The sequence below is a fragment of the Clostridium sp. OF09-36 genome, assembly GCF_003481985.1.
In the GTDB taxonomy this organism is placed as follows: Bacteria; Bacillota; Clostridia; order Lachnospirales; family Lachnospiraceae; genus Brotaphodocola.
Genome location: NZ_QUMD01000020.1, coordinates 16,346 through 42,088 on the forward strand (window position 1 = coordinate 16,346; position 25,743 = coordinate 42,088).

26 protein-coding genes, 1 pseudogene and 1 riboswitch are annotated in these 25,743 nt (G+C 49.5%); of the genes and pseudogenes, 3 read left to right on the forward strand and 24 right to left on the reverse strand.

The features are described from left to right. Positions 1–20: 20 nt before the first annotated feature. The 22 genes and pseudogenes from DXA97_RS21030 to DXA97_RS14090 all read right to left on the reverse strand — a co-directional run bounded on the left by DXA97_RS21030 (position 21) and on the right by DXA97_RS14090 (position 21,949). The gene (locus tag DXA97_RS21030; protein WP_243107678.1) at positions 21–989 is read right to left on the reverse strand and encodes an ABC transporter permease subunit; all 969 of its coding nucleotides are present in this window, start codon (positions 987–989) and stop codon (positions 21–23) included. After that, complete coding sequence (locus tag DXA97_RS21035; protein WP_243107679.1) at positions 953–1,672, reverse strand: ABC transporter permease subunit; 720 nt, start codon at positions 1,670–1,672, stop codon at positions 953–955. Before DXA97_RS21035 ends, DXA97_RS21030 begins: the two co-directional genes overlap by 37 nt. After that, positions 1,666–2,745: an ABC transporter ATP-binding protein gene (locus DXA97_RS14005; protein WP_118720853.1), complete on the reverse strand. Its 1,080-nt coding sequence runs from the start codon at positions 2,743–2,745 to the stop codon at positions 1,666–1,668. Before DXA97_RS14005 ends, DXA97_RS21035 begins: the two co-directional genes overlap by 7 nt. Before the next feature lie 404 nt (positions 2,746–3,149). Further along, positions 3,150–4,274, reverse strand: coding sequence for an ABC transporter substrate-binding protein (locus DXA97_RS14010; RefSeq protein WP_118543874.1), 1,125 nt, complete (start codon positions 4,272–4,274; stop codon positions 3,150–3,152). A gap of 140 nt (positions 4,275–4,414) precedes the next feature. After that, positions 4,415–4,561 carry a hypothetical protein gene (locus tag DXA97_RS20285; protein ID WP_154106751.1) on the reverse strand — a complete coding sequence of 49 codons (147 nt, stop codon included), beginning with the start codon at positions 4,559–4,561 and terminating at the stop codon, positions 4,415–4,417. Between the two features lie 138 nt (positions 4,562–4,699). Further along, on the reverse strand, positions 4,700–5,200 hold the full coding sequence (locus DXA97_RS14015; protein ID WP_118543875.1) for a tRNA (cytidine(34)-2'-O)-methyltransferase: 501 nt from the start codon (positions 5,198–5,200) through the stop codon (positions 4,700–4,702). Between the two features lie 6 nt (positions 5,201–5,206). Then, a complete protein-coding gene (locus tag DXA97_RS14020; protein ID WP_118720855.1) occupies positions 5,207–6,382 on the reverse strand; it encodes an aminotransferase class I/II-fold pyridoxal phosphate-dependent enzyme in 1,176 nt (391 codons plus the stop codon). After that, on the reverse strand, positions 6,379–6,861 hold the full coding sequence (locus tag DXA97_RS14025) for an Lrp/AsnC family transcriptional regulator (protein WP_118543877.1): 483 nt from the start codon (positions 6,859–6,861) through the stop codon (positions 6,379–6,381). The genes DXA97_RS14020 and DXA97_RS14025 overlap by 4 nt, the downstream gene beginning before the upstream one ends. 107 nt (positions 6,862–6,968) lie before the next feature. Then, positions 6,969–7,655, reverse strand: a complete 687-nt coding sequence (locus DXA97_RS14030; protein ID WP_347560321.1) for an AIR synthase-related protein — start codon at positions 7,653–7,655, stop codon at positions 6,969–6,971. Between the two features lie 153 nt (positions 7,656–7,808). After that, positions 7,809–9,377, reverse strand: a complete 1,569-nt coding sequence (locus DXA97_RS14035) for a VanW family protein (RefSeq protein ID WP_118720856.1) — start codon at positions 9,375–9,377, stop codon at positions 7,809–7,811. A 250-nt stretch (positions 9,378–9,627) separates the two neighbouring features. Then, entirely contained in the window at positions 9,628–10,476 is an 849-nt protein-coding gene (locus DXA97_RS14040) for a 3'-5' exonuclease (RefSeq protein WP_347560320.1), read from the reverse strand. Positions 10,477–10,478: 2 nt separating this feature from the next. Next, positions 10,479–11,237 carry a DUF4080 domain-containing protein gene (locus DXA97_RS22310; RefSeq protein WP_347561628.1) on the reverse strand — a complete coding sequence of 253 codons (759 nt, stop codon included), beginning with the start codon at positions 11,235–11,237 and terminating at the stop codon, positions 10,479–10,481. Beyond that, on the reverse strand, positions 11,162–12,367 hold the full coding sequence (locus DXA97_RS22315; protein ID WP_347561629.1) for a cobalamin-dependent protein: 1,206 nt from the start codon (positions 12,365–12,367) through the stop codon (positions 11,162–11,164). Before DXA97_RS22315 ends, DXA97_RS22310 begins: the two co-directional genes overlap by 76 nt. 3 nt (positions 12,368–12,370) lie before the next feature. Beyond that, positions 12,371–12,871, reverse strand: coding sequence for a dCMP deaminase family protein (locus DXA97_RS14050; RefSeq protein WP_118720857.1), 501 nt, complete (start codon positions 12,869–12,871; stop codon positions 12,371–12,373). 101 nt (positions 12,872–12,972) lie between these two features. Then, positions 12,973–14,027: pseudogene (locus DXA97_RS14055) on the reverse strand (L-threonylcarbamoyladenylate synthase). A gap of 187 nt (positions 14,028–14,214) precedes the next feature. Further along, complete coding sequence (locus tag DXA97_RS14060) at positions 14,215–14,853, reverse strand: ECF transporter S component (RefSeq protein ID WP_118720858.1); 639 nt, start codon at positions 14,851–14,853, stop codon at positions 14,215–14,217. Between the two features lie 210 nt (positions 14,854–15,063). Continuing rightward, positions 15,064–15,183, reverse strand: a riboswitch (FMN riboswitch). Positions 15,184–15,247: 64 nt separating this feature from the next. After that, positions 15,248–15,949 carry an N-acetylmuramoyl-L-alanine amidase gene (locus DXA97_RS14065; protein WP_243107680.1) on the reverse strand — a complete coding sequence of 234 codons (702 nt, stop codon included), beginning with the start codon at positions 15,947–15,949 and terminating at the stop codon, positions 15,248–15,250. 109 nt (positions 15,950–16,058) lie between these two features. Then, complete coding sequence (locus DXA97_RS14070; protein WP_118720859.1) at positions 16,059–17,612, reverse strand: metallophosphoesterase; 1,554 nt, start codon at positions 17,610–17,612, stop codon at positions 16,059–16,061. A 46-nt stretch (positions 17,613–17,658) separates the two neighbouring features. Then, positions 17,659–19,320, reverse strand: a complete 1,662-nt coding sequence (locus tag DXA97_RS14075) for a glycosyl hydrolase family 18 protein (RefSeq protein ID WP_118720860.1) — start codon at positions 19,318–19,320, stop codon at positions 17,659–17,661. A gap of 172 nt (positions 19,321–19,492) precedes the next feature. Beyond that, positions 19,493–19,795: a hypothetical protein gene (locus DXA97_RS14080; RefSeq protein WP_118720861.1), complete on the reverse strand. Its 303-nt coding sequence runs from the start codon at positions 19,793–19,795 to the stop codon at positions 19,493–19,495. A gap of 148 nt (positions 19,796–19,943) precedes the next feature. Continuing rightward, complete coding sequence (locus DXA97_RS14085; protein WP_118720862.1) at positions 19,944–20,564, reverse strand: hypothetical protein; 621 nt, start codon at positions 20,562–20,564, stop codon at positions 19,944–19,946. A 2-nt stretch (positions 20,565–20,566) separates the two neighbouring features. Further along, complete coding sequence (locus DXA97_RS14090; protein WP_182436916.1) at positions 20,567–21,949, reverse strand: serine/threonine-protein kinase; 1,383 nt, start codon at positions 21,947–21,949, stop codon at positions 20,567–20,569. Positions 21,950–22,273: 324 nt separating this feature from the next. Between DXA97_RS14090 and DXA97_RS14095 the strand changes: the two genes are divergently transcribed. Then, positions 22,274–23,050 carry an adaptor protein MecA gene (locus DXA97_RS14095; RefSeq protein ID WP_118720864.1) on the forward strand — a complete coding sequence of 259 codons (777 nt, stop codon included), beginning with the start codon at positions 22,274–22,276 and terminating at the stop codon, positions 23,048–23,050. A 112-nt stretch (positions 23,051–23,162) separates the two neighbouring features. Here DXA97_RS14095 and DXA97_RS14100 read toward each other — a convergent pair whose 3' ends face one another. After that, positions 23,163–23,363, reverse strand: coding sequence for a DUF1858 domain-containing protein (locus DXA97_RS14100; RefSeq protein ID WP_118543892.1), 201 nt, complete (start codon positions 23,361–23,363; stop codon positions 23,163–23,165). Between the two features lie 485 nt (positions 23,364–23,848). Here DXA97_RS14100 and DXA97_RS14105 point away from each other — a divergent pair, with 485 nt between their 5' ends. Then, on the forward strand, positions 23,849–24,019 hold the full coding sequence (locus DXA97_RS14105; RefSeq protein ID WP_118720865.1) for a 4Fe-4S binding protein: 171 nt from the start codon (positions 23,849–23,851) through the stop codon (positions 24,017–24,019). Between the two features lie 76 nt (positions 24,020–24,095). Then, positions 24,096–24,812: a gamma-glutamyl-gamma-aminobutyrate hydrolase family protein gene (locus DXA97_RS14110; RefSeq protein WP_118720866.1), complete on the forward strand. Its 717-nt coding sequence runs from the start codon at positions 24,096–24,098 to the stop codon at positions 24,810–24,812. On the opposite strand, the gene DXA97_RS21040 is transcribed toward DXA97_RS14110, so the two are convergent. Further along, complete coding sequence (locus tag DXA97_RS21040; protein ID WP_243107681.1) at positions 24,710–25,675, reverse strand: helix-turn-helix domain-containing protein; 966 nt, start codon at positions 25,673–25,675, stop codon at positions 24,710–24,712. The genes DXA97_RS14110 and DXA97_RS21040 overlap by 103 nt on opposite strands. Between the last annotated feature and the right edge of the window lie 68 nt (positions 25,676–25,743).

A 25,743-nucleotide genomic window follows, 5' to 3' on the forward strand; every position in this document is an offset into this window, starting at 1 on the left:
TTCCAGTATGCGTTCACCACTCAGACGACGGATACCCTGCCCTTGCTGACTTTCAAAAAGATAAGCAGGGAGATGACTGTGCTGACGGTCAGGATCGATGCCAGCGCTGCCGCGGTACCGAAACTGTTTCTTACAACCTCCGTATAAATAGCCACGGAGATGGTGCTGGTCTTGCCGCCGTACAGCATCACGCTGGAAGACAGCTCGTTGATACAGGTGATCCAGCTTAAGATCGCGCCGGAAAGAACACCCGGTGCCATCAGTCTTGCAGTCACATTTACAAAGGTTTTCATCGGGGAAACACCCAGGCTGATGGAAGCCTCCTCCACACTTACATCCATCTGCTGCAGGAATGCACTGCCGGAACGGACTGTGTAAGGCAGTTTCCGGACGATAAAAGCAATGATCATGATCATGGCCGTACCGGTTAAGATCATCGGCTGCTTGTTAAATGCAACGATCAAGCTGATACCAAGAACAGCACCCGGGATCACAAACGGGAACATGATCAGCAGATCCATCAGCTGTCCTGCCAGACCTTTCTGACGCACGACGATGTAAGAGATCAGCATGCCCAGAATGATGATGAACACGATCGCAATCGAAGAGAATACGAAGGTATTGCGGATGTTGGTCCACAGGCGGTTGAAGATCGTCACATAACTCTCCAGACTGAAGCCTTTCTGGAAGCCGGTGAAATCGCACTTGATAAAGCTGCTGACAATGACTACGATCTGCGGCATAATGCCGATGAGGGTCACCAGCATAACCGGCAGGGTCACCAGTGCACGTTTGCCTCCGTGAAGAACCTCTTCCTTCGGCGGACGCATGGCAGTCATGACATAGTTTTTCCGGCTCACAAAGTATTTCTGAACCAGAAGCACTGTGGTGGAGCAAAGTACAACAACCACGGACAAAGCGCTCGCCAGATGTGCATTTCCGCCGATCTCACTCATGTACTCATTGTATACAAGAACTGGCAGGACCATGTAGCCTCGCCGATCAGCATCGGGGTACCGAAATCTGCCAGGCTGGTCATAAATACCATAATGGCGCCTGCCGCAATGGACGGAGCCACAACCGGCAGAGTGACTGTCAGAAGGCGGCGCAGCTTATTGCTTCCCAGATTTTCCGCTGCCTCCTCAATACTGGAATCGATGCTTCCCATGGCACCCGACGTATACAGGTACACATAAGGGAACAGTTTAAACGTAAATACCAGGATGATCCCCAGTTTCCCATATATACTCGGAAGATGGATCCCGATCTTCGCAAACATACTGGTGATAAATCCCGCGCGGCCAAACAGCATGATCCAGCTGTAAGCACCGATGAACGGCGGGCTCATCAGACTCATGATAATGAAGATATGAATAAAGTTCTTACCGAATACATTGTAGCGGGACATGATGTAAGCGATCGGCACGCCCACAAGAAGTGTGGTACAGGTCGTCACGATCGACACAAACAGGCTTCGTCCCAGTGCCGAATAGTAATACTTTTTCGTAAAGAACCGGATGTAGTTCTCAAAAGTAAACCCGGCTGTCTTATTTGAGAAAAAGCTTCGGGTGATCAGGGTACAGAACGGGTAGATCAGAAAGATCAGCATAAAACCGATCACTACCACCTTAACCCAGAACCAGAAGTCCAGTTTTTTGCGGGATGTTACCATGAAATCACCTCCTGGGTTGCCGCATCGTAAACGCCTACCGCATTGATGTCAAAGTTTACTTTCACGTTTTCTCCATCCGGGCGGACGGTCTGCACATCCTTGGTGTATTCGTTGAGCTGCAGGGTCTGACCGTTATTTAACTCGATCTCGTACTCAATGAAATCGCCCAGGAAGGTCGACATCACGATCTTGCCCGGAAGTCCATTTGTCTCATCGAAGAACAGCTGCTCCGGTCTTGCAGAGATGATGCCCTTGCCCGCGTACGGTTTCTTTAATTTGCAGGTAATGCTGCATTCGTCCTTAATATTCAAAACGGCTGCCTCCGGATTTTTGCCGTCCACTTCGCATTCCACAAAATTGGAAACGCCGATAAAGCCTGCAACGAACGTATTCTCCGGTTTCTTATAGATTGCTTCCGGCGTTCCCACCTGCATGATGTTGCCCTCTTTCATGACCGCGATCCGGTCTGAGATTGCCAGGGCCTCCTCCTGATCGTGGGTAACGTAAATGGTGGTAATGCCCAGTCTCCGCTGCAGCTTCTTGATCGCAGTTCTCATCTGTACGCGAAGCTTTGCATCCAGGTTGGAAAGCGGCTCATCCATCAAAAGCACGCCAGGCTCAATGACAAACGCACGCGCCAGCGCCACACGCTGCTGCTGACCACCGGAAAGTTCATTTGGTTTTCTGTCTTTTAATTTTCCGATCTGAACCAGCTCCAGTGCCTCTTCCACCTTGCCCGGGATCTGCTCCTTCGGACACTTCTTGGCTTTCAGACCGTATGCCACGTTTTCCGCTACCGTCAGGTGCGGGAAGATCGCATAGTTCTGGAACACCATACCAATATCACGCTTGTGCGCTTCCAGGTTGTTGATCACCTTGTCATCAAAACAGATCTCACCGCCGTCCACGCTGTTGAATCCTGCGATCATACGAAGCAGTGTTGTCTTGCCGCAGCCGGACGGTCCCAGCAGCGTAAAAAATTCCCCCGGTTTAATTTCCAGATCCACTCCATTTAATGCGGTAAAATTTCCGTATTTCTTTACGGCCTTTTTTATGATCACTGCATGACTCATATTCATTCCTCCATTCCTGTCCACCTGTGGCCGTTTGAATCCGACCGGTGTTTTACAAGCCTCTCCGGCGCTCCGCCCTTGCAGGGCATTTTCATACGATAGAATGTTCCTGTGAAGCGGGTAGGAAAAGACTGCCCGCCCGCTTGGGGCAAGGCAGTCTTTTTGATGTTCACGTTCTATTGATTTCCATATTGCCTTTTAATCGTGCACAAAGCTGCGTTTTTCTGCTGCAGCTGACATATGGCTAACGCACGCCGGCAAAATTAATCGTTACTGTTCTCGCGTTGCGCAAACAGCAACGGATTTTGCCGATGCTTCGCATTCCAAATCGGCAAAATCTGCTACCACAACGGTATCGTACGGAATTTTCAGTTCAGAAAATTCCTACCCGTGTACAGTAACAATTAATCTACCATGATATCGTTGAACTTTTCGATATTGGCTTCCTTCTCATTTGCTGCCCAGTCAAAGTCGTAATCTACTAATACCAGATCATCCAGTTTTGCCATACCTTCGCCAACTTCCATATCGCTTCGTACCGGACGGCGTCCCCAGTTCTGGCTCTGCTCGGTCTGGCATTCTTTGGAAGTAACGAAATCGATGAAGAGTTTTGCATTTTCTTCGTTCGGGCATCCCTTAACCAGTGCTACACCATCCGGAACTGCGCTGGTACCATCTTTCGGATATACAAATCCTACAGAAGGATCGTCTGCGTATTTGATCGCAGATTTCTCAATGGTAATACCTACATAGAACTCACCGTCTGCAACCATCTTGTGGCACTTACCGGAAGAGTCAACGATCTTGCCATCCAGGTTATCGTACAGCTGTTTGATGAAATCCCAGCCTTTTTCCTTACCGCCGTGACCCAGGATCATGGTACATAACTGGGTGTATGCGGAACCGGATTTGGACGGCAGGCAGTATGCAATTTTGCCTTTCCATTCTGGCTTGGTTAAGTCTTCCCAGGACTCCGGAATGGTCAGTCCGTCTTTCTCGATCAGGTCCTTATTATAGAAGATAACCATCGGAAGCGGGCTCTCACCGATCCAGTAACCATCCGGATCCTTGTAAGCGTCGCCGATGAATTCGTCGTTTGCACATACATACGGCTCGAAATATTCCTTGAATGCTGCCAGAGAGTCAGCACCACCGCCCCAGAGTACATCTGCGATCGGGTTTGCAGACTCTGCTGCGATTCGGTTGCACAGCTCGCCAGTTCCGGCTGCTACTACCTCAACCTTGACATTCGGATATTTCTCCATGAACAGGTTTACGCCTGCATTCAGCGGATCTGCATCGTGCGGGGAGTAAACAACAACGCTTCCGGTATAATCTTCCGGCGCTTTCTCTGCCTTTTCTTCCTTGGAAGCATCCTTTTCCTCTGCTTTGCTTTCCTCTGCCTTTGTCTCCTCCGCTTTGGTCTCTGCCGGTGCTGCCGTTGTCTCTGCTGCCTTTCCTCCGCCACAGGCGGTTACGCTCAGTGCCATCAGTGCTGCCAATGATGCTGCTAACCAACGTTTTTTCATAATACCCTCTCCTTTTCTTTGTTTTTGTTCCTGGGTTATCACGTTCCATGGGAAAGGTCCGCTCCTGCTTACGCTGTGCGTCCGGTCATAATCGTCCGCACCGGTCAGCAGTGTGCATTTTCCTGTTCCAGATGTCTTTATTATATGCTGTCTTTGTGCGTTTTTCCATTTGTATTTCTGACTTTTCTTTTGTTATTCTGAACTTTGTATATTATTTTTGTTGTTTCTTTTTCTCTTTTGTGCATTTTTACACATGCTTTTCCATTCATTTTCTGTATCTCTGCCATACAAAATAAAACACTTCCAGGCACAACTTCCTATGAAAAAAAAGACCCGCCACCAGGCAGATCTCCTTTTTCTCTTTCGATATGCAGTTTTCTTATCATTTTCCGCTTCCGTCCACGCATGCGTATCCGGCAACGTTCTTACACTTCATCTTTCCAGTGCAGGCGGTGCAGATGTCCTTCCATGTTCATCTTCTCAAATCCATTCTGACGCAGTGCCTCATACAGCACGATCGCCACGGAATTGGAAAGATTTAAGGAGCGGATGTCTCCCCACATCGGGATCCGCACACAGTTTTCCTTGTGCTCTACCAGAATCTCTTCCGGTATCCCGGCGCTTTCCTTGCCAAACATGATATAGCAGTCCGGTTCGTACTCCACATCCGTGTAGGTTTTCGGTGCCTTGGTCGTTGCCATGTAGATTTTCGCGCCCGGATTGCGGTCCAGAAAATCCTGGAAATCGGAATACACGGTAACATCCAGCTTATCCCAGTAGTCCAGTCCGGCACGCTTTACTGCCTTTTCATTCAGCTTAAAACCCAGCGGCTCGATCAAATGTAAGCGGGTATTCGTTGCGACACAGGTACGCCCGATATTTCCGGTGTTCATCGGCATTTCCGGCTCAAATAATACAATGTTCATTTCGTTTTACTCCGTTTTTCCGTCCAGGCGGTCCACAAACCGTTTGATGCGGCTAAGGGCCTCCTTTAAACTCTTTAAGGAATACGCATAGGACACACGGAGGAAGCCTTCTCCGCAGTCTCCAAATGCAGTTCCCGGGACCACTGCTACTTTTTCTTCGCGCAAAAGCCGGGTCGCAAACTCTTCGGAAGTCATGCCGAAGCGTTTGATGCTCGGGAACATATAGAATGCACCCTGCGGCTCAAAGCAATCCAGCCCCATCTCCGCAAAGGCGTTCATCAGATAACGGCGTCTCTGGTCGTAGGATTCCCGCATGTGCTGTACGTCTTCATCGCCATTGCGCAGCGCTTCCACTGCCGCGTACTGACTCGTCGTCGGTGCACACATGATCGCATACTGGTGGATCTTTAACATCTGTTTTAAGATCAGCTCCGATGCGCAGGCATAGCCCAGACGCCATCCGGTCATGGCAAATGCCTTGGAAAAGCCGTTGATCAGAACGGTGCGCTCTTTCATGCCAGGCAGGGAAGCGATCGTCACATGGTCTTCCTTTGCGTAGGTCAGCTCCGAATAGATCTCATCGGAAATGACGTAAAGATCTTTCTCAATGACAATCTCTGCGATCTTCTCCAGATCCTCCCGCTCCATGATCGCACCGGTCGGGTTATTCGGGAACGGCAGTACCAGGATCTTGGTCTTCGGCGTAATCTTCTCTAACAGTTTTTCCGGAGTCAGACGGAAGTTGTCCTTTTCTTCCAGTTCAATGATGACCGGAACACCGTCTGCCAGAACACAGCACGGAGTATAGGAAACATAGCTTGGCTGCGGGATCAGTACTTCATCGCCCGGATCGATCATGGCACGCATAGCCGCATCGATCGCTTCACTGCCACCCACAGTTACCATGATCTCATGGTCCGGATCATAGCAGACATTGCAGCGGCGCTCCAGATAATTGTGGATCTCAATCTTTAAATCCTTTAAACCTGCATTGGAGGTATAAAAGGTACGGCCCTTTTCCAGGGAATAAATGCCTTCCTCGCGGATGTGCCACGGCGTGTCGAAGTCCGGCTCGCCCACACCAAGGGAGATAGCATCCTTCATCTCACTGACGATATCAAAAAATTTACGGATCCCGGACGGCGGGATGGAAACGATTTTTTCATTTAATGGGTTTCTCACGGTGTAATCAGCATCCTTTCATCCTGGACCTCGTCGCAGAGAATGGTTCCGTGGTCCTTATATTTTTTCAGTACAAAATGGGTTGCAGTGCTTAAGACCGAATCAAGCGGTGCCAGCTTGTCGGATACAAACTGTGCAACCTGGCGCATGGTCTTGCCCTCAATAAACACGGTAAAATCAAATGCTCCAGACATTAAGTATACGGCATTGACCTCGCTGTACTGGTAGATGCGCTCTGCAATCTTGTCGAATCCCATGCCGCGCTGGGGAGTTACTTTTACCTCGATCAGCGCAACGACCTTCTCCTCACTGGTGTTGTCCCAGTTGATCAGGGTGTGGTAACCACAGATAATATGTTCTTTCTCCATCTCGGCAATCTCATTGGCGACCGCGACTTCGCTCTCCCCTAAAAGAATCGCCAGGTCATGGATATCGATTCTGCTGTTTTTTTCGATTACCGCCAAAATTTTCTCTCTCATTTTTGATTGCCTCCTTGTATAATTGTGTAAATCCTGCAGTTGCAACATGATTCCTGTTCACATGGAAAATCCTGTGCAGCTGCGATATATAGGGAATCCCGATCTTTTCAGGCGAAAAAACCGGGAATCACTTTCGTTATTTCATCAGGCTGGGGACGCTCTAAAAATCCCCGTCCTTCCTGCACGACCATTTCCCGTGCAATGCCTTTGTTCACCCGGCCAATAACCTGTGCCGGAATGTTTTTTTCTGCCAGTGCACGCACCAGCTGACCGCCGTTTTCGGCAGTCAAAAGGATGCAGCCCTGGCTGTAAAGCCGGTACGGATTTAACTCCAGGCGCTCACAGACCTCCACCGTCTCCTGGCGGATGGGGATCTGGCGCAGATAAAACTCCACGCCGGTCTCATAGGCGCCGGTCAGATTCCAGATGGCAGTTAAGATGCCGCCTTCCCCGGCCGGTTCCCACTCTGTGGCACCAAGACTTTTCCAGAAAGTTCCATCATATGCGGTTTCTGGTTCCAGATCCTGTTTCTGCACCGCAGACGTGCCAGCCAACTGTGCTGCCACTTCAGCCAGACCTGCTGTTTCCTGCGCACTTTCTGCTGTCACTGGCACAAGGTACTGACTGCATTCCGCGATCTCATCCATATATTCACCGGAAAACCAATGGGAAAGCTCTTCTTTCTTTGTTTCCACCAGCTTCAAAGTTCCCGCGAGACCCGCATAACCTGCAACCACCAGATCCTGTCCGGGGTGCAAAAGTCCCGTGTTCTCGCGCTCAATTCTTCGCATCATAATATTTCAATCCTTTTTCTGTTCGGAAGCATGCCATTGTTGCTGTGCACGCACGCGTGCCTGGCAACGGGATTTTGCCGATGCTTCGCATTCCAATCCTCATTCCGGTTCACGCGTGCGTGCCCAGCAACAAAAGCCTTACAAGACTCCGGATTATTCCGGCTGCGATGCATTTTCAACTGGTGCTGCCGCCTCACCGGGTCCTCCGGCTGAAGCTTCGCCCGCAGACGCATTTGCTGTTCCCGGTCCCACCACCTGGCTTTGCTCAGGCTGGGTTGCCGGTGCTGCAGTTTCCGCCGATGCGGCGGTCTCAGGTGTATGTTCTGCCGAAGTTTCCGCCGACGTGTTTTCTGCAGGAGTTTCCACAGGCTGAGCCGGTGTCTCTGCCGGCGCTGCCGGTCCTACCAGAACAATGGCCTTAGACGGATTGTAGGTGTCGGTATGCAGGATGGTGCGCTCTTTCTCCACACCATCTACCGTTACCACCTTCCACAGTCTGGATTTGTAACCGATATGTGCTGACTGAACCTGCTTCGTCTGTCCCGGGCGAAGCGAATTGTCTACCTTTCGCTGCGGCTCACCAGGATCGGTCTTGCTTATCGTCTCGGAAATGTACTCTACCTTCCGATTTGTCGGACGTGTTTCCTTTCCGTAGATCGTAAAGGTCAGCGTTTTCCCCGCTGTCGTTCCCTCGATATAGATCGGGGTACTGTAGTTATTCGTGATCTTAATATCCTTATAGGTTCCGGCAATCGCCGCATCCATGGATGGTTTCACATAGGTGACGATCATGGAATGGTTCTGCCGCTGGGTGATTTCCAGTTCTGCTTCCAGTGATGCGTCATAAAGCGTGGTTGCGATCTGGCAGACACCGCCGCCAACGCTGTCCACAACCTGGCCATTCTCATACGCCGCTGCCGTAAAATAACCGTTTTCGATGGTAAACGGATGCATGCACTCGTAACCCGATAAGGTTTCCCCCGGCATCAGCACATGGCCGTTGATCTTGGAAACACCATTTGCAATGTTTCCGGAGCGTGATGCACCGCTGCTTGCATAAGCCGTCGTGCAGGTACCAAGCACATCGGAAATGGAAGCAAGGTCTTCTTTTTTGATTTTCGGTTCTCCTACAATGATCACCGCATCGGCTGTCACTTCTGCCAAATCTTCTGCCAGCGCCTCATTCAGCTTCTCGATGGTTGCTTTGGTGTCGACAGTCTTTCCTGTCTGTTCTTCTGTAATCTCAAATTTTCCGTTTTTCCGCGTAATGACTGCATCCTTCGGTTCATCGACCAGCCCTGCACACTTCGCATCGATCAGCATCTGGACTGACGCTTCGTCGACCTGTGCATCCAGCGGAATATGAACCGGCTCCTTTTCCAGATCCTTGCGCTCCATATACTGCCGGATCAGACAGCCACCGGCCGCATAATCTTCTGCTTCTTCCAGTGCATCTTCGTTTCCGCAGGCATACCCCAGCTCTTTTGCCGTTGTCTTAACCTCGGTTCCATCGACACGCAGTGTCACGGTGCGCGCCTCCAGCTCAGACAGATACTGGGAAAATCCTTTCTCCGCCTGTTCTTTTGTCAATCCACCAAGGGAAAAATCCCCTACATAAATACCATCCGGATATGCTGCTTCTTTTGCGTAAGCAGGGAATGCCACTGCACTCCCCAGGGCTGCCACCAACGTCAGTCCCCCAAGCAGATTCCATATTTTCATAAACTTCTCCCTTTGCTGCTCACATACTATAGCTTAAACTCACGGATCCCGCACTTCGTGCTCTACTACCTGCTGACGCAGGAATCCATTACATCATGACAGACAGTGCCATCGGCGCAACCATAGCCACGATCAGGATTACGATCACAATACCCATGATAATGCGGGCTTTCTTATTGTTATGCATATTCATCATAATGAATCACCTCTTCTAAAAAATAGGACCAGCCCTGTCTAAGGGGCCGGTTTTTTAAGTTTGCTTCATGGAGATCCGCCCATATTTCGATATGATCTTATCGGTGATACGGGAAATCTCATTCCTGCTCAGATAGTCAATCTGCACAGGTAAATCTATTTTATGATATTTTAGTAAATACCGCAAGTCCTCTTTTTGCTTTTTGGATGCGGGCTGTTCCCGCTTTACCTTGTAAATCAGAGGCTCAGCCGCAAATGCTTCCGGCGCCTGCCCTGCATGCTTCTCCACCAGCTTCTGATACAGCCTGTGGGCATCCAATGCATCGCCCAGTGCGCGGTGGGCGCTCTCCTGTGTAAGACCATAAAAGGCACAGGCTGCTCCCAGCCGTTTGCTCTCCTCTGCCGGCATAAAACGGCGGCACATCGTCAGCGTGTCGATCCCGTCCTTTTCAAAGGTAAGGCCCTGGTTGACCGCCGCCCGCTTTAAAAAGCTGTAATCGAAGATGATCCGATGGCCAAGAAGCGGAAGTTCTCCACAGAAATCCAGAAATCCCGGCAGGATGTCCACAAGATCCGGGGCGTTTTCCAACATATCCCCGGTGATACCTGTCAGTTCCGTGATCCGCGTCTCCAATTCCCGGTGCGGATCGAGCATCGTGTGAAAGCGCCCGGTCTCCTGACCAGCCTCAACCCGCACAGCCCCGATCTCAATGATCTTATCCTGTTTGGGATTCAGGCCGGTAGTTTCCAGATCCAGCGCGATGTAACTGTTCGGAATCTGAATCTGTCTCCCAACCGCCTGCCCCGACTGCAGCCGTATTCCTGCTCCCAGATCGTGCTTCATCTGATCTACTGCGGCATCCTTCTTATTTTCTGCATCCAGCGTCACATTTTCTCCGCTCATACTCAGATCCTCCCCAACACCGTCAGCTTCGCATTATGGTTTAACCGGTCCTTCTCCCGGTAATCAAACAGCAAAATTTCGCCCGAACGCAGCACCTCCACATGAATCTGTGTTCCAAGCGTCCTGAGTTCCGGAACTAACCGTCGGATTTCTTCCTTATAAGGTGCCTGCGCCAGTGCAAACGCCGGACGGCTCTTGGCATTTTCTCGAAGATACAGATCACACATGAGCGCATCCTCGAATGCACCAGGCTTTTCCTCCCCCACCCTCTGACGGATCAGATCATGGAAGATTTCATAGCGGGCCAGACGGCTGTGGTTTAACCCGGTCAGATGATTTTCATCATAATACTGCGCCATGTATTCGTACATGGAAAATGCGTTTCCAAACTCCTGCTCGAACAGCTTTAATGTCTTCAGGAACTGGCGGCTGTTATAGTAAACCTCCACCATATCCTCTACACCTTTTAAGCGCAGCACATCGCTGTAAGGCAGCCATTTGGTAGAAAGCACCTCATACGGTGCCTTTCCCCGGTATTTCAGATCGTACTCCTCTACCTTTTCGTGCATATAAGAGCCTTTTAACACCTTCAAAAAACCAAGCTGGAACTGCTCCGGTTCCATGGCGTACACATCGTTGAACGAACGCCCGAAGGAATCGTAATCCTCAAAAGGAAGTCCGGCGATCAGATCCAGATGCTGGTGTACATTTTTCCCTGCATTGATCCGTTCCACCACATAGCGCAGGCGGTCCAGATCCATCTTGCGGCGGATTGCCCGGATCGTATCCGGTTGGTGCTCTGCACGCCGATCTCCAACTGGATCAGCCCCGGGCGCATCCGGCTGATAAGTTCCAGTTCTTCTTCATCCAGAAGGTCTGCCGTAATCTCAAAGTGGAAGTTTGTCACACCATTATCATGCTCCAGAATATGCTTCCAGATTGCCATGGCATGACTCTTTTTTGCATTAAAGGTCCGGTCCACAAACTTTACCTGCGGTACCTTCCGCTCCAAAAAGAAATCCAGCTCCTGAAGCACCAGCTTCACATTGCGGAAGCGGACGGACTTGTCGATGGAGGACAGGCAATAACTGCAGGAAAACGGGCAGCCACGGCTGCTCTCGTAATAAACGATCCGGTTTTCAAAGCCATCCAGACTCGGATATAAAAATGGGATCCGGCTCATATCCATGACTGGACGGATCGGCTGGTCGCAGACGGTTCCGTCTTCGCGTCGATAGGTAAGGCCTGCAACCTTTTGCATCTGTTGCCAGAAATCACCCGCTTTGTTTTCCCGTTCCATAGCCGGTATCCCATAAGCCTGTATATCAGAGTCTTTATTCTGCCACAGACTCCGCACCGTGCACCCCAGTGTCCGGTAACAGTTTAAGAGCCCGGCAAACATCTCTTCGCCTTCGCCCTTCATGACACCAAACACCTCCGGCTCCCTGGTAAGAAGCTCCGGCGCGTCATAGGAAACCTCCGGACCGCCAAGCCAGATATCGGCATCGGGAAGCACCTTATGAATATCCCGCACCAGATCCAGCGCATAGGAAATATTCCAGATATAGCAGGAAATCCCGATCAGATCCGGTTTTCTCCGGTAAATATCCTCCAGGATCAGTTCCATCTGGTTGTTGATGGTGTACTCCGCAATTTCCACCTGCATACTGCATCCGGCTCCCTGTTTTTCTTTTGCAACCTCCGTCAGACCTGCTACAGCAGGAGCAGTCAGCGCTGCCTTCTCAGGCACACAAGGGAGACCATCATCAAACAGATTCTGGTCTCCCTGTGCTGCTGCCGCGCCCTGGGACTCGGCAAATATTTTTAAGCTGTACACTCCGGGATTGGAGTGGATATATTTGGCATTGATCGCCGTCAATAAAAACTTCATACTTTATACGTCAATCTCAATCTTTCTTCCGGTCTGGTCGTACTGGTAATACCGCACGCCTGCCGCATTCAGCATGCGTTTGGATGCCCGTACCGACGGAGAATCCGGATATTTGTCTTCCTTATAGATAATGGTTTTGATTCCTGCCTGGATGATTGCTTTTGCGCACTCATTGCAAGGGAAAAGGGTTACATAAATCTTGCTGCCTTCCAGGCTGCCTCCGCGATAATTCAAAATCGCATTCAGTTCACTGTGTGTCACATACAGATATTTGGTACTGTACGGATCATCGCCCTCCTGCTCACGTCCCCACGGGAACTCATCGTCTGAGCAGCCCTTCGGGAAACCATTGTAGCCCATGGACATGATCTTATTATCTTCGCTGACAATGCAGGCACCAACCTGCGTGTTCGGGTCCTTCGAACGGCGGCCGGATAGATCCGCCACACCCATAAAATATTCATCCCAGGAAATGTAATCTGCACGTTTCTTTGAATTGCTCATCTTATGCCGCCTCCTGTCTTCTATCCTGCTGCATCACAATGCGTCTGCGTCATCCTGACATCAGCAGATCCTACTCTGTTTTTGTTCTGGCTTCTGTTTTTTCACACCTTCAGCACATGATACCCTGCGGCCTTTGTAAGCCGGTTCATGATTGCCTGCCCCAGATGATCCTTCGAAAAGCTCTCCGAATAAATGCAATCCACATCCAGATCATCAAATTCACGCAATACCGCAAACAGGTTGTGGGCGATCGTCTCTTCCTTCGCACGAAGTCCTACACTTCGAACCTCTCCCTGCGGATAACGCGCCTTTGTCTCATCGGTACAGATCACACCGACTTTTTTGCCTCCACAAGCTTCTCTTTCACCAGTTCGTTGATGGTTTCCACCACCTTACCAGTCTCACCCTCTACCAGCTGCAAATCTGCATGCGGTGCATAATGCCGGTATTTCATTCCCGGTGCCTTCGGCCGCAGATCCGCACTTGGCGGTGCCTGGATCGCCGGATCAATCTCTACCTGTCCTACGGTCTCGCGCAGCATCTCCATGGTAATTGCACCCGGACGAAGCAATGTCGGCACATCCCCGGATACATCCACAATGGTAGACTCCACACCGATTCCCACCGGGCCGCCGTCTAAGATCATCTCAATCTTGCCTTCCATGTCCTGCCATACATGCTGTGCCGTAGTCGGGCTTGGCCTGCCGGATGTATTCGCACTCGGTGCTGCCACCGGAACACCAGCCAGCTTGATCAGGCGGTTTGCCACCGGGTCACTCGGCATACGGACTGCCACCGTATCCAGCCCGCCGGTCGTTCCGTAAGGCACAATGTCACTTTTCGGAAATACCATGGTCAGCGGTCCCGGCCAGAATGCCTCCGCCAGCTTTCTTCCCGCCTCCGGAATGTATGCCACAAGCGGCTCCAGCTCTTCCAGACAGGAAATATGCGCAATCAGCGGGTTGTCGGACGGGCGACCCTTGGCTGCGTAAATCTTCTTTGCCGCAGTCTCATCCAGTGCATTCGCACCAAGACCATAAACCGTCTCGGTCGGAAATGCCACCAGCCCGCCGTCACGCAAAATCTGCGCCGCCTCAGCCAGTTCCTCATCTTTGATCTGTTTTGTATCTTCTATTTTTACCAGTTTTGTATTCATAGCTTTACCTTCTTTGCAATCCTGCACGCAACATGAGGCCAGCGTGCTGTCAACGCTGTGTCCACATCATTATTCCCGGCACAAAACCTTATCTTTTTACCGGTCTGTTTCTGCCTTATCATAACACAAGACACCCTGCGGTGCAAGACAGACCGCAGGGTGTCAGAATATAAGTTTTCTATATTATTTATGCATTCACACGTTTCTCGTTTTTCACGGTCTTGTGCGTTCCGATACTGTGGATCAGCACACTGACACGTTTATAAACCAGAGCAGTCACAACCGATACTACAATGCCTTTGACCACATTGAACGGTCCAACACAGAACAACGCAAAGGTCCATACACTTCCGACTGCCGGGTTGATGGCTGCACCTGCTGCCAGGATCGTCTCAAGCGGCATAAAGTTGGAGTAGAACGGGAGCATAACCAGGGCGTTGGCTACCACGCCAACCACTGCCATGCAGATGGTTCCCACCACAAGTCCTGTCATGGCACCTTTTCTGGTATGGGAAATTTTATAGATCAGACCTGCCGGAATGACCAGGGCACAGGAGATCACAAGGTTTGCAAACTCTCCTACAAAGCCGGTGCTGGTCGGCTTTAATACCAGCTTTACCAGAATTTTTACAACTTCCATAACTGCGCCTGCCGCCGGTCCCATGGCAAAGGTTCCGATCAGTACCGGCACCTCGCTGACATCCAATCCGTAAAAACTCGGTGCAAGAAACGGAAGCGGGAACTCAAACAGCATCAGCACACCTGCAAGGGCACCAAACATTCCCATTAATACAACATTTTTGGTCGTAAGTAATTTTTCTTTCATGTTTTTTCCTCCTGAAATAGATTGTGTAAGTTCATTATTCAGAGGAATCGTGTGAAGCAAGAAAGAATGTGTCTTAGTACATTCTCACGGAGCATTTTATTTCATATGGTGCAATTTCCTATGAGACCGAAAAAACCCCCGGATATCGCTACCCGGGGGATTCAAGTCATTCATGCTGCCATTACAAGTCTCGCTGTAAAAGCCTTCACACAATTTCTTCTCTCATCCAGACTATACTGTCGGTTTTGGAATTTCACCAAATCAACTGCTTTACACAGGTCGCGGACTGTAACCGCCGGTGGGGAATTACACCCCGCCCCGAAGAACTTATCGTTGCCTTAACTATAGTACATCTCTGTTTAAAAATCAAGAGGCTTTTCTCTCTCGCTTTTCGTTACTGGCCATTCAAGTACTCCATCACCCCCATATGGATCGTCCATGCCAGCCGATCCTGGTATTCTGCAGAATTCAGCGCTGCCGCCTCCTTCCAGTTTGACAAAAAACCGCATTCCACGATCACGATCGGCTGCTTTACATGCAGGAGAAGATAATAATTTCCATTCGGCTTTGCCTGCCTGGTATTCTTTTTTCCCAATACAAAGTCAAAGCGCCTCTGCATAATCTCTGCAAGGCGCTTTCCTCTTTCGGATGTTTTATAATAAAATACCTGGCCGCCGGATACCGGTTCCTGGTGATAGCTGTTCTGATGGATGCTCACCACCAGATCCGGATTCGCTTCTTCAATTTTTTTACAACGGTTTTTCATGTCCGCCATCTTTTTGCTGTCGTCTGACTCTTCGTACAGTCCCCGGTCATCCTCCCTGGTCATGATCACATCTACATCGGATGCCTCCAGATACATTTTCAACCGTTCCGCGATCTGCAGGTTAATGTCTTTTTCCAGACTTCCGTCTATACCGATCTTACCAGGGTCCATGCCGCCGTGTCCACTATCCAGGACTACAACCGGCCGGTGAGTCTTTGCTGTCACACTCTGGCTGGATACCATAAGTCCTGCATGGCGGGACAGCAAAAAAACGGATGTCAGAAGCATGACTGTCATAAGCTGCTCTAATCTTTCCAAACCTTTCCACATACGATCTCTCCGGGTCCGACCTTTTCTTATAGATATATGACTCCCGGACTGCGAAAAGACTTGGGTCTTTCACTCTCATTTGGGCAGAAACCCGTACCGCTTCACAGCGCTACTCTACCTCAAGCCGGTTATAGTCCCGCACACCATCTTTCAGGATATACTGGAAATATTCTCCCTGCTGCGTTGCCATACCGTCCTCCTGCCACAATGCATAGGCCGGATCACTGCGTACCATATCCTGCACCTGGTATGCCGTTCCCTGGTAATAATGGTATTTTAGCAGGGAATATAACTGGGCCATCTGCTCTCGTTCGCTGTCTGTAATCTCCGGTACCTCTTTTAACGCCGCCACTGCCTGATTATAGAATACCCGGCGCAAAAATGGTGTCTGGAACTTGCTGAAATTCAGAAGATCCTCTTCTGTCTGCCCATTCTTCTTCGCCCAGCCTTCTACATCCAGTGACCGGGTCCGGTACAGAAAGCTCCGGTCATCCCGGTATGTAAGGATCGCATATTTACATGATGGTGTTGCCAGCGATGCTGTTACCATCTCCCAGATTCCCCTGTTTTCATCGGAACGTTTGCAATGCTGTACATGAAGGTGCCCACTCAGAAACAGCGGTACATCCCAGTTTTCCAAAAGGTCCACAAATTGTTCACTGTGTTCAATCGTGCATTCGTCTACATAAATCTCACTTTCATCCAGCAGGTTATGATGGGCAATGGGGATGATCTCTACACCAGCATCCCAGGCTGCCTCCAGCTGCTGCCCGATCCATTCATACGTATCTTCTGAAATCGCACCGCCAACCTTGTTGACCGGGCTGTATTGGCAGCTGTCGATCATGAGCAGCCAGGTATTCTCATCCAGCTCATACAGATAACTCAGACTGTTCGGATCTTCACTGGACGCCTCGTCGTAGCCAAACGCGCGATATATCTGGCGGAACTCCTCCGGTGTTATATATTCAGCCGGAAGGCGCTCTTCGCCTTCATACCGCGCTGCCTGCCGGTTATTGATGTCATGGTTTCCCGGAATCACAAGAACCGGAATTCCATTATTTTCTACCCGGTGCAGCTTTTCCGCAAGATCCTTATGGCTTGCTTTTTCGCCGTTTAAGGTGAGATCGCCACTTAAAACCAGCACGTTTGGACGCAGCTTTACCACTTCATCCAGAAACGCATCCGTGATCTGGTCAATATAAGTGACCACCTTACCGTCTCCATATTCCACCATTTCCTGAAAACGTGGTCCTCCATCAGTGAGGGAATCGGAAAAATAATGGATATCGGTTCCCAGCATGATATTTTCTACCCAGCCGCCATCTTCTGCTTTCGGAAGCGGCCCAGAGTCTTCCTTCACCTCATCTGACCGGATTTCTTTTTTCGTTTTTTCAGTTCCGGTTTTATCTGCGCCGGATTCCCTGTCCGCTTCTGTTTTCCCCGAAGCTGTTTCGTCTGCTGCTTGCGATGTTTCGCTCCCTGCTGTTTTTTCCGTATCCTTTTCTTGCTCAGCTCCTGCCTGTTCTGTCTGCTGCTCTCCTGACACTGCCGTGGCATCTGCCGGACGGTTGTTTGCACATCCACTCACAATAGCCACTGCCGCAAGAACAGGCAGAAAGGCAGAAAGCACCTGCCTTCTGCCATCTGTTTTCTTTCTCATATTCCCATCATCCTTTCCAAACCATCTGCCGTTCACCCACAGAACCCTATGGCAGCTTTACCGTGTCCCAGATATCCGCAGGTTCCAGGCCAAGCCGCCAGCAGGCTACACCCGCCAGACCATTGTCCCGGATCAGCTGCATTTTCAATGCCAGAGAGCGTTCTTCTTCCATCCAGATCTCGTAATTTACGCCATCCTTCTGCGTCTCTCCATAATACTGTCCCAGGTCATCCTGCCAGTAAAGTTCAACCTGATTGTCCTCGACCCACGCTTTTGCATCTGCGATTCCCAGTGACTGGGATGTTGTTCCAGATGCATCCTCTTTCCATATTCTAGTATAAAACGGGATCGCACTGATGAGCTTTTCCTTCGGTACCTGCTTTAACAGATCCTCAATGCCCTGTCTCTCATATCCGATCGATGCAACCGAACCGGCTTCCCCGCCTGCGTAGTGCTCATCATATCCCATCATGACTACATAATCGGCTACACGGCCCTGCTCCGCCCAGTTATAAAAGGCAGAATAGGATGCCGGCACATAAGAATCGATCGATAAAACAAGACCTTCTTTTCTGCAGTCAATAGAAAGCTCCCGGATAAACTGGACATAATGCGGTCCGGCAGAAGCCTTGATTCCTTCCACATCCAGATTGATTCCATCGAAGCCATAGGTTTTTGCGTCCTGCATCAGGGATGCGATCAGTTTTTTTCTGGCTGCCGTGCTGGCAAACAAAATTTCTGACTGGACATTTTCCCCTTTGTTAAAATTATCCAGAACCGCCCATACCTGCAGTCCCATGCTATGGGCGCGGTCCACATAATTTTTATCTGCAAGGGATTCATAATTCCCCTGATTATCTGTCAGCATAAACCAGGTCGGTGCAATGACATTTACGCCCTTCGTATTCGATACCAGATTCTCCATTGCCTGATTGGCCTGGCGGTTTGTCACCTGGTGCCAGACTAGCACCACCGGCCCATCCATGGAAATGCTGGTATATTCCGGCTCTGTAAAGGTGCTGACCAGCGTCCTGCTTTCTGTTTCCTTTAAGCGCCGGTTCGCAAGATAGCCCACCTGTCCATCCTCCGTACGTACCCGGCTCCAGTTATCCAGCTGTTCCAGCACGATCACTTCAGAATCAGATGGAACCTCTGTGATCATGGCACTCTTTACACCACCGCGGATCCGCAGCGCACTTTTCTTCTTCACGGCCGCAAGCTGCTGCGGTTCCCACGACGTATCTACAAATACCCGGCGCACATTGTCCGTATCGTATGTATCGATACGCACATTAGTGTAAGCAGTCACCAGGCTTGACAGCAGCCATACCTGACCATCCTGCTGCACCACCAGCGGCTTTCCGCTGCTTCCCATGGTTTCCTCATTTGCATACACGATCTGATCTGGCAAGGTATAGATCAGCTGTCTGTTCTCTTCATCCCAGTAAAACTTCTCATTCACCGCTTCATCGATCCAGTCTAACTGCAGATAGGTCTGTCCATCGATATAACGTCCCTTTACTCCTTCCACCAGCACACTGTCTAAAAACAGCGCCATCTCATCGCCGCTGGCCTGATACCATTCATTCTGGTCTACCTGTTCTTTTGATGGTTTGTACTTCCGGTATAAAATAAACCCTGCTGCCGCTCCCGCAAGCAGCACGATCGTCAGTATCACAGTCAGTACTGTTGTAAGAAACCGTTTCATCTGCCGTATCTCCTTCGTGGTATTCTTTTTCTGTTCAAAAGATTCCTATCTATGAACAATAACTTTTTTATCAGTATACCATAAATCAGACACGGCTTCTCTTAAATTTTCCTGATCTTTTTCCCGGGCTGAATCGGGGATTCTCTTTTTTGATCAGAATGTGTTTCTTTTTTTACCGGTGATACACGATGTCAAAATGGATTTCTTTTAACCGTCTGGATTTCATATAATCTTCCGCTTCCTCCTGCACCCCCTCTTCTTCCTCTTCTTCAGATTCTTCCTGCGGGAGGTCTTCCAAGATGTAGTCACCCATGTAGAAGCTTCCGTCCTCATGAATCTCAAATAATTTTCCCCACGTTGCGTCACTGGCATCCTCTCCGTCGATTAAAACACGGATTCCTCTTTCCTGATACCGCTTTAACCCCTCTACATAAAGCTGGTTTTCTTCTCTTCGCTTTTTCTCTGCTGCTGTCATTGCCCCTCTTTTCTGCCAGACGGCACCTGCTCTTTGAAGCTTTGCCGTGACACATTCCATCCACACTGTTTTTGTACCGTCTGCATGCTTTTGTATTACTTCTACTATTCACGCACTACGTAAATCGTAACCCTTCTCCTGCTACTGTTCACATGTGCGTGCCCAGCAACAGCTTTTCAAAATACCTGATTTTTTCCGGTGTAATGCAAAATGCATCTACTGAAGCTGGAATTTTCTGAAGCCTGCACCGAAACAGCCTCTCAACTTCTCTTCTGGTTTCCTCCCCGCCCGACATTACGGCCAGCTTCCAGCTTTTATCCATGTTTCCTGCCTGCTCCAGAATTTCCAGAAATGCTTCTGCTTTCCACTCATTTAAGGACCCCACCAGGATTTTTAGATCGCAGCGCACACACTCGCACAAGCTGCTTTGGGATGCTTCCCCATGATCCAGAATAACATAACGGTAATCCTGCCCCAGACAAAAAGCCAGCACCGACGGATCCGCCATTTTGTAATAATCCACATCCATCAGACAAAACACATTCCTGCCTGGATCCGTCTCCTGCTGCATCGCTTTCCGCCTGCCGCTATGTTTCCCGGCAAACCGTTCTATCCTGGAAAAATCCCCATGACCGTTCCATTCCAGTATTGCTGTTTTTTTCCGTTTCACTCCCGTCAGATAATTGGCCAGAGAAATCGCCAGATGACTGGTTCCCACTCCCCGTCCGCAGCCCACCAGGCCAATCGTCCGGAACCGGAGGTCTGGCAAGCTTACCGGAGTCTCTTTTTTATTCCCGAAAATACCCTTCGTACCGTATCTCCTCCCTGTCCAAACCATTGGTTCCAGATTGTCCGGTATACACGGTCTGACGGATTGCTCCCATAAAATGGATCTGCAAAATATGGCATCCTGAATCCACCTGCAACACAATACTTCTGCCGGAAAGGCAACCGGTCACAAAACATATTGTAAAGCACCTTCAGGCCATGAACAGAGTCGCAGTATGCTGCAGCGTCTCCGGAATTCTCCCATTCCCAGGGTTTTCCACCGCATATCAGCAAATATCCGTCCGCATTTTCCTGTGTCAGGATAGCCGGATCTGCACCGCAGTCCAGAATGCGGATCCGGTATCCGGACGGCTTCCACTCCACCACTTCCCCATAACGGGGCAGCATCGGTGTTTTCCAGATGCGGAAGATTCCACAGGAATCTGCCCTGACTCCCCGGCACTGCGCAAGCTGGCGCACCGCTCCGGATTCATTGTGTTCCTCATAAACCGCTGGCATTCCGCATCGCTGCAGATATGCCGTAAAGCCCATAGCAATGTGGGTCGTTCCCACTCCGTGACGGCTTCCCGCCACGGCGATCACCAGAGACTTTTCCATACGCTTTGTCCCATATCGGAACACACCATATTCCGACTGGCTCCAAAGTTCTTTCAGTGACTGTTCCAGCTCTGCTACCGTCTGGAACCGTTTATCCTTTTCCTTCTGCAGACATTTGCGGATAACACACATCAGATGACGCTCCGTAATTCCTGATAACTCTGCCTGCCCCGTCCGGATACGTTCTCCCGGGAAATGTCCTGTCAGCATGTAATGGAGGACAGCACCAATGGCATAAATATCTGTTCTTCCATCTAAAACATCTCCCGAATACTGTTCCGGTGCCGCGCAGCCGATTGTTCCATAACGTTCTTCCATATGTTCCGCTTCATCTGCATAAACTGCATGATCAAAATCGATCAACTTGATTGTGTTTTCGCATAGTAATAAATTTCTGGGTTGTAAATCAAGATATAAAATAGGGGTAGGCATTGTGGAATGCATGATATGTACCAGATGGCAAATCTGGATCCCGTAACAGATCGTCATTGCCGATGAACAATGTCCTGATTCTGTAACCAGGGCATATAAAGAATCTCCTTCGAGATACTCCTCAATCAGGTAGCTGTACTGATCATCTTCCGCCAGATCATACACAATGGGTATAGCCTGGTCACGAATCCCCTTCAGTATCAGCGCTTCTCTTCTAAACAGTTCGTAATTGACAAAGGTCTTCGGAACCCTTTTGATGGCGCGGTATTCGTCCAGCTCCATGTGCCTTGCCAGAAATACTGTACCGCTTCTGCCGCAGCCCAGTACACGGCACAACCGGTACTTTCCGAATAAAATGGTGTCCGCCGTTTTTGCACCTCCTTCTTTGTACTTGTCTCTGTGATTTTATTCTAGACTGAGTAACGCTATCTGGCAACTTAATCTATCCTCAAGGTTCGACAGAATTCGACATTCGTTGTTTTCTTATTGCTGTTCACACATTGTGCAAACAGCAACGTGTGAACAATAACACGTTTTCTTAACATTTCCTAAAATTTTTACATAGGAATTGATATTTTCCCTTATCATGTACTATAATTAAAGTAGGAAAGCAGATTCTTTTTTCCGCCTTTCCCATTTCAGATTGAAAGGAGTGATCTTATGAAGATTGAACGGATCAATGAAAACCAGATTCGCTGCACGCTGACCAGTCTTGACCTCAGCTCCCGCAATTTAAATCTGGGTGAGCTTGCTTATGGAAGTGAAAAAGCCCGCAGTCTGTTTCGTGAAATGATTCAAAAGGCCTCCAATGAAGTTGGCTTTGACGCTGAAGATATCCCCCTGATGGTGGAAGCGATTCCGCTGTCCGGTGAAAGCGTGATGCTTGTCATCACCAAGATAGAGGATCCTGAGGAGCTGGATACCCGCTTTTCCAAATTCTCCCCTCTCTCCGAAGACGGGGCAGAAAATTTCCTAAGCGGTCTGGCAAACGAGCTGTTGGAAGGTTCAGACGGACTCATGGAGCTGTTTAAGCAAAATATGCTTGCCATGAATAATCCGGCAGTTTCAGGAGATGCAGACACTGCTTCCCTGCAGACCCCGAATGAATCAGCAAATGACGGTTCGGCCGATGGTGCACCCGTCATTCAGACCCGCACCTACCGTTTCAGCAGTCTGGATCAGATTTCCGATGCGGCAAGGGCTGCAGCAGCACTCGGCTCCATCCCGAATAAGCTTTACAAAAAACCGGGAAGCAGCCAGTATTATCTGGTTCTTTCCAGCGCTGGTGCAGACCAGATCACATTCAGCCGTATCTGTAATCTGCTTGCAGAATACGGTGAAAAAGTAAAATCCGACGTTGCAGGCGAAGCCTACTATCAGGAACACTATGAAATTATCATTGGAGCAGATGCATTACAGAAACTTGCCCTGATCTAAAAAAGGGAAACAAAAAAGCGAAGTACCGTCTTTCGATGGTCTTCGCTTTTTTGTTTGCTGCTGTTCACACATATGTGCCCAGCAGCTGTTGTTCCCATATTGCAAACGTGCCTTATTTATCAGCCAGGATCTCGTTGATACCAGATACCAGTGAATCACAGTCGATACCGTGAACCATGCATGCCTCTTCCAGAGACTCTCCCTGAGAAGACGGGCAGCCCAGGCAATGCATACCTGCACGCATTAAAATCGGGGCAATCAGATCGCTCTTCTGAAGCAGCTCGCCGATTAACATATCTTTACTGATCTGCATGTTGAATTCCTCCTTTTGGATATACTACATTACACTATAATACTTTTCACCAAAATGCGCAAGTAGTATTCACAAAACTGAAAATCCGTTACTGTTCACGCATGCGTGCCCAGCAACGGGATTTTGCCGATGCTTCGCATTCCAAATCGGCAAAATCTGCTGCCAGAACTGTATCATACGGGATTTTCAGTTCAGAAAATCCCTACCTGTGAACAGTAACAAGATCTTTGCAACATCGAAGGATCTTTGTGATCCTCCTTTAGTCATTTATGCATTTCTCACAAATTGAATATAATAATTTTATTCAATACGCCCAATTCATAGTGCTTTTCTAGGATTTAAGTTGCAATAGTTACCTAAAGCTAACCGCATATTGTACCTCATTTTATTCAAAAGTGCAATATTTTCCTCTTGAATATTTTTTCAAGATAGTATACAATGATGCTATCGAAATGATTATAGAATATTTAAGGAGGATAATTATCATGGCATATGTAATTTCTGATTCTTGTGTTAGTTGCGGTACCTGCGAGAGCGAGTGCCCGGTAAGCGCTATTTCCCAGGGAGACAGCCAGTACGTAATCGATGCTGATGCTTGCATCTCTTGCGGTACCTGTGCAGGTGTTTGCCCGACCGGCGCTATCAGCGAGGGTTAATTGAAACACAATTAATCGAAAAGCCTCTTCTGTATTTGCGGTACAGAAGAGGCTTTTTTTGTAAAGGAGTTTTCCCATGGCAAATCAAAAACCATTAATCGCTCTCACCCCTTATTTTAATATCGAGCGCGACGAGCCTTACATGCGCCCTGCCTACTTAAAGGCTATACGCGCTGCCGGCGGTACACCGCTGATTCTTCCCCTGGATCTGGAAGAAGATGATCTGTTGCAGATTGTGAACACGTTTGACGGATTTTTATTTACCGGTGGCCCGGATATCCATCCCTTCTATTTCGGGGAAGAAACTCAGGCCCACTGCGGCAATGTCTGCCTGCGCCGGGACCGTATGGAACTGACCCTGCTAAAGCTGGTTATGAAGGCCAGAAAACCGATTCTCGGCATCTGCCGCGGGATCCAGCTTTTAAATGTTGCACTTGGCGGCGATATCTATCAGGATATCCCCAGCCAGTTTCCGCAGGAGTTCCCGGTCGCACATACACAGCCGTTTGATTATGTCATCCCATCCCACAAGGTTGACGTGGTCCCTGGCACTCTGCTGGCCCGTCTGACCGGCTGTGAGACCTTACAGGTCAATAGTATGCACCATCAGGCCTGCCGCCGGCTTGCGCCGGGACTGACTGCCTGTGGCTATGCTTCTGGAGGTCTGATCGAGGCAGTTGAAAAACCAGATTACCCGTTCTTCCTCGGAGTCCAGTGGCACCCGGAATATCTGTGGGAGCAGGATTCCTGTATGAGAGCAATTTTTGAAGCATTTGTAAAGGCGGCCCGCTGAGCGCGGACCGCCTTTTCCCTACAACTTTTTCCCGCTTCTCCCGAATTTCTTTTCCGGAAAAACGGCATTTTGGCTGCTGCAGCCTCTGCCTTTCCCTTATTCTCCTTCTGGTACGCACGCAGTGCTTCATCCAGCGCCTTGAAGCGTTCTTCTTCCTTTTCATCGCTGATCCGCATCATGTACTCCAGCTCCTGGACCATGCGGTCATTCACCTGACGGCTGATCTCCTCGCTGAGCACTTCATTATTCTGGCGCATGGCCTGTCCAATCGCATTGCCAATAATATGGTTCATCAAAAGCTGGAACTGCTCCAGTTTTTCCTGCTGCGACATCATGGCCACATCTTCTTCCCGGCTTGCTATTGCTCCTGTCTTTACATCCCCATCCATTCCCATATCCTTCTCCACACTTTCTTCATTGATCCCGCCATTCCCCGCAATGAATTCTGCGTCCCCAGAATTTTTTTCTTCTACGTTATTTTTTCCTGAATCTGCTTTCCCAAAACTTTCTTCTCCCGCATACCGGTACACCGTTTCTGCCTGCATCTGTACCCCAGCCCTCCCAGCATGTGCCTGGCGCAGGATTTCCGTTGCATTTTCCATCAGGATCCGGCTTAGATTCAGGTCTTTTTCTCCAGCCAGCATCCGCTTCAGAACCGGCTCTATAGCCTTTAACTGGTATCCCTTTTCCTTTAATTCATTGATCTTCTGGAACATTTCGATATGAAGCTTCGTGTAATACCGTTGATTTTTCCTGTCCCGCGGTATCTCCAGGTGCAGCTCGTCCTCCCAGTAACGGAGCACATGATTCTCCACTCCCACAAGCCTGCTTGCCTGGGATATGGAGTAACGTCTTTCAGCCATCCTTTTCTCTCCTTATGGTTCTTTCCTATTTCATACAGCACAGCCGTGCTCTGGCCCCACAACTGCAC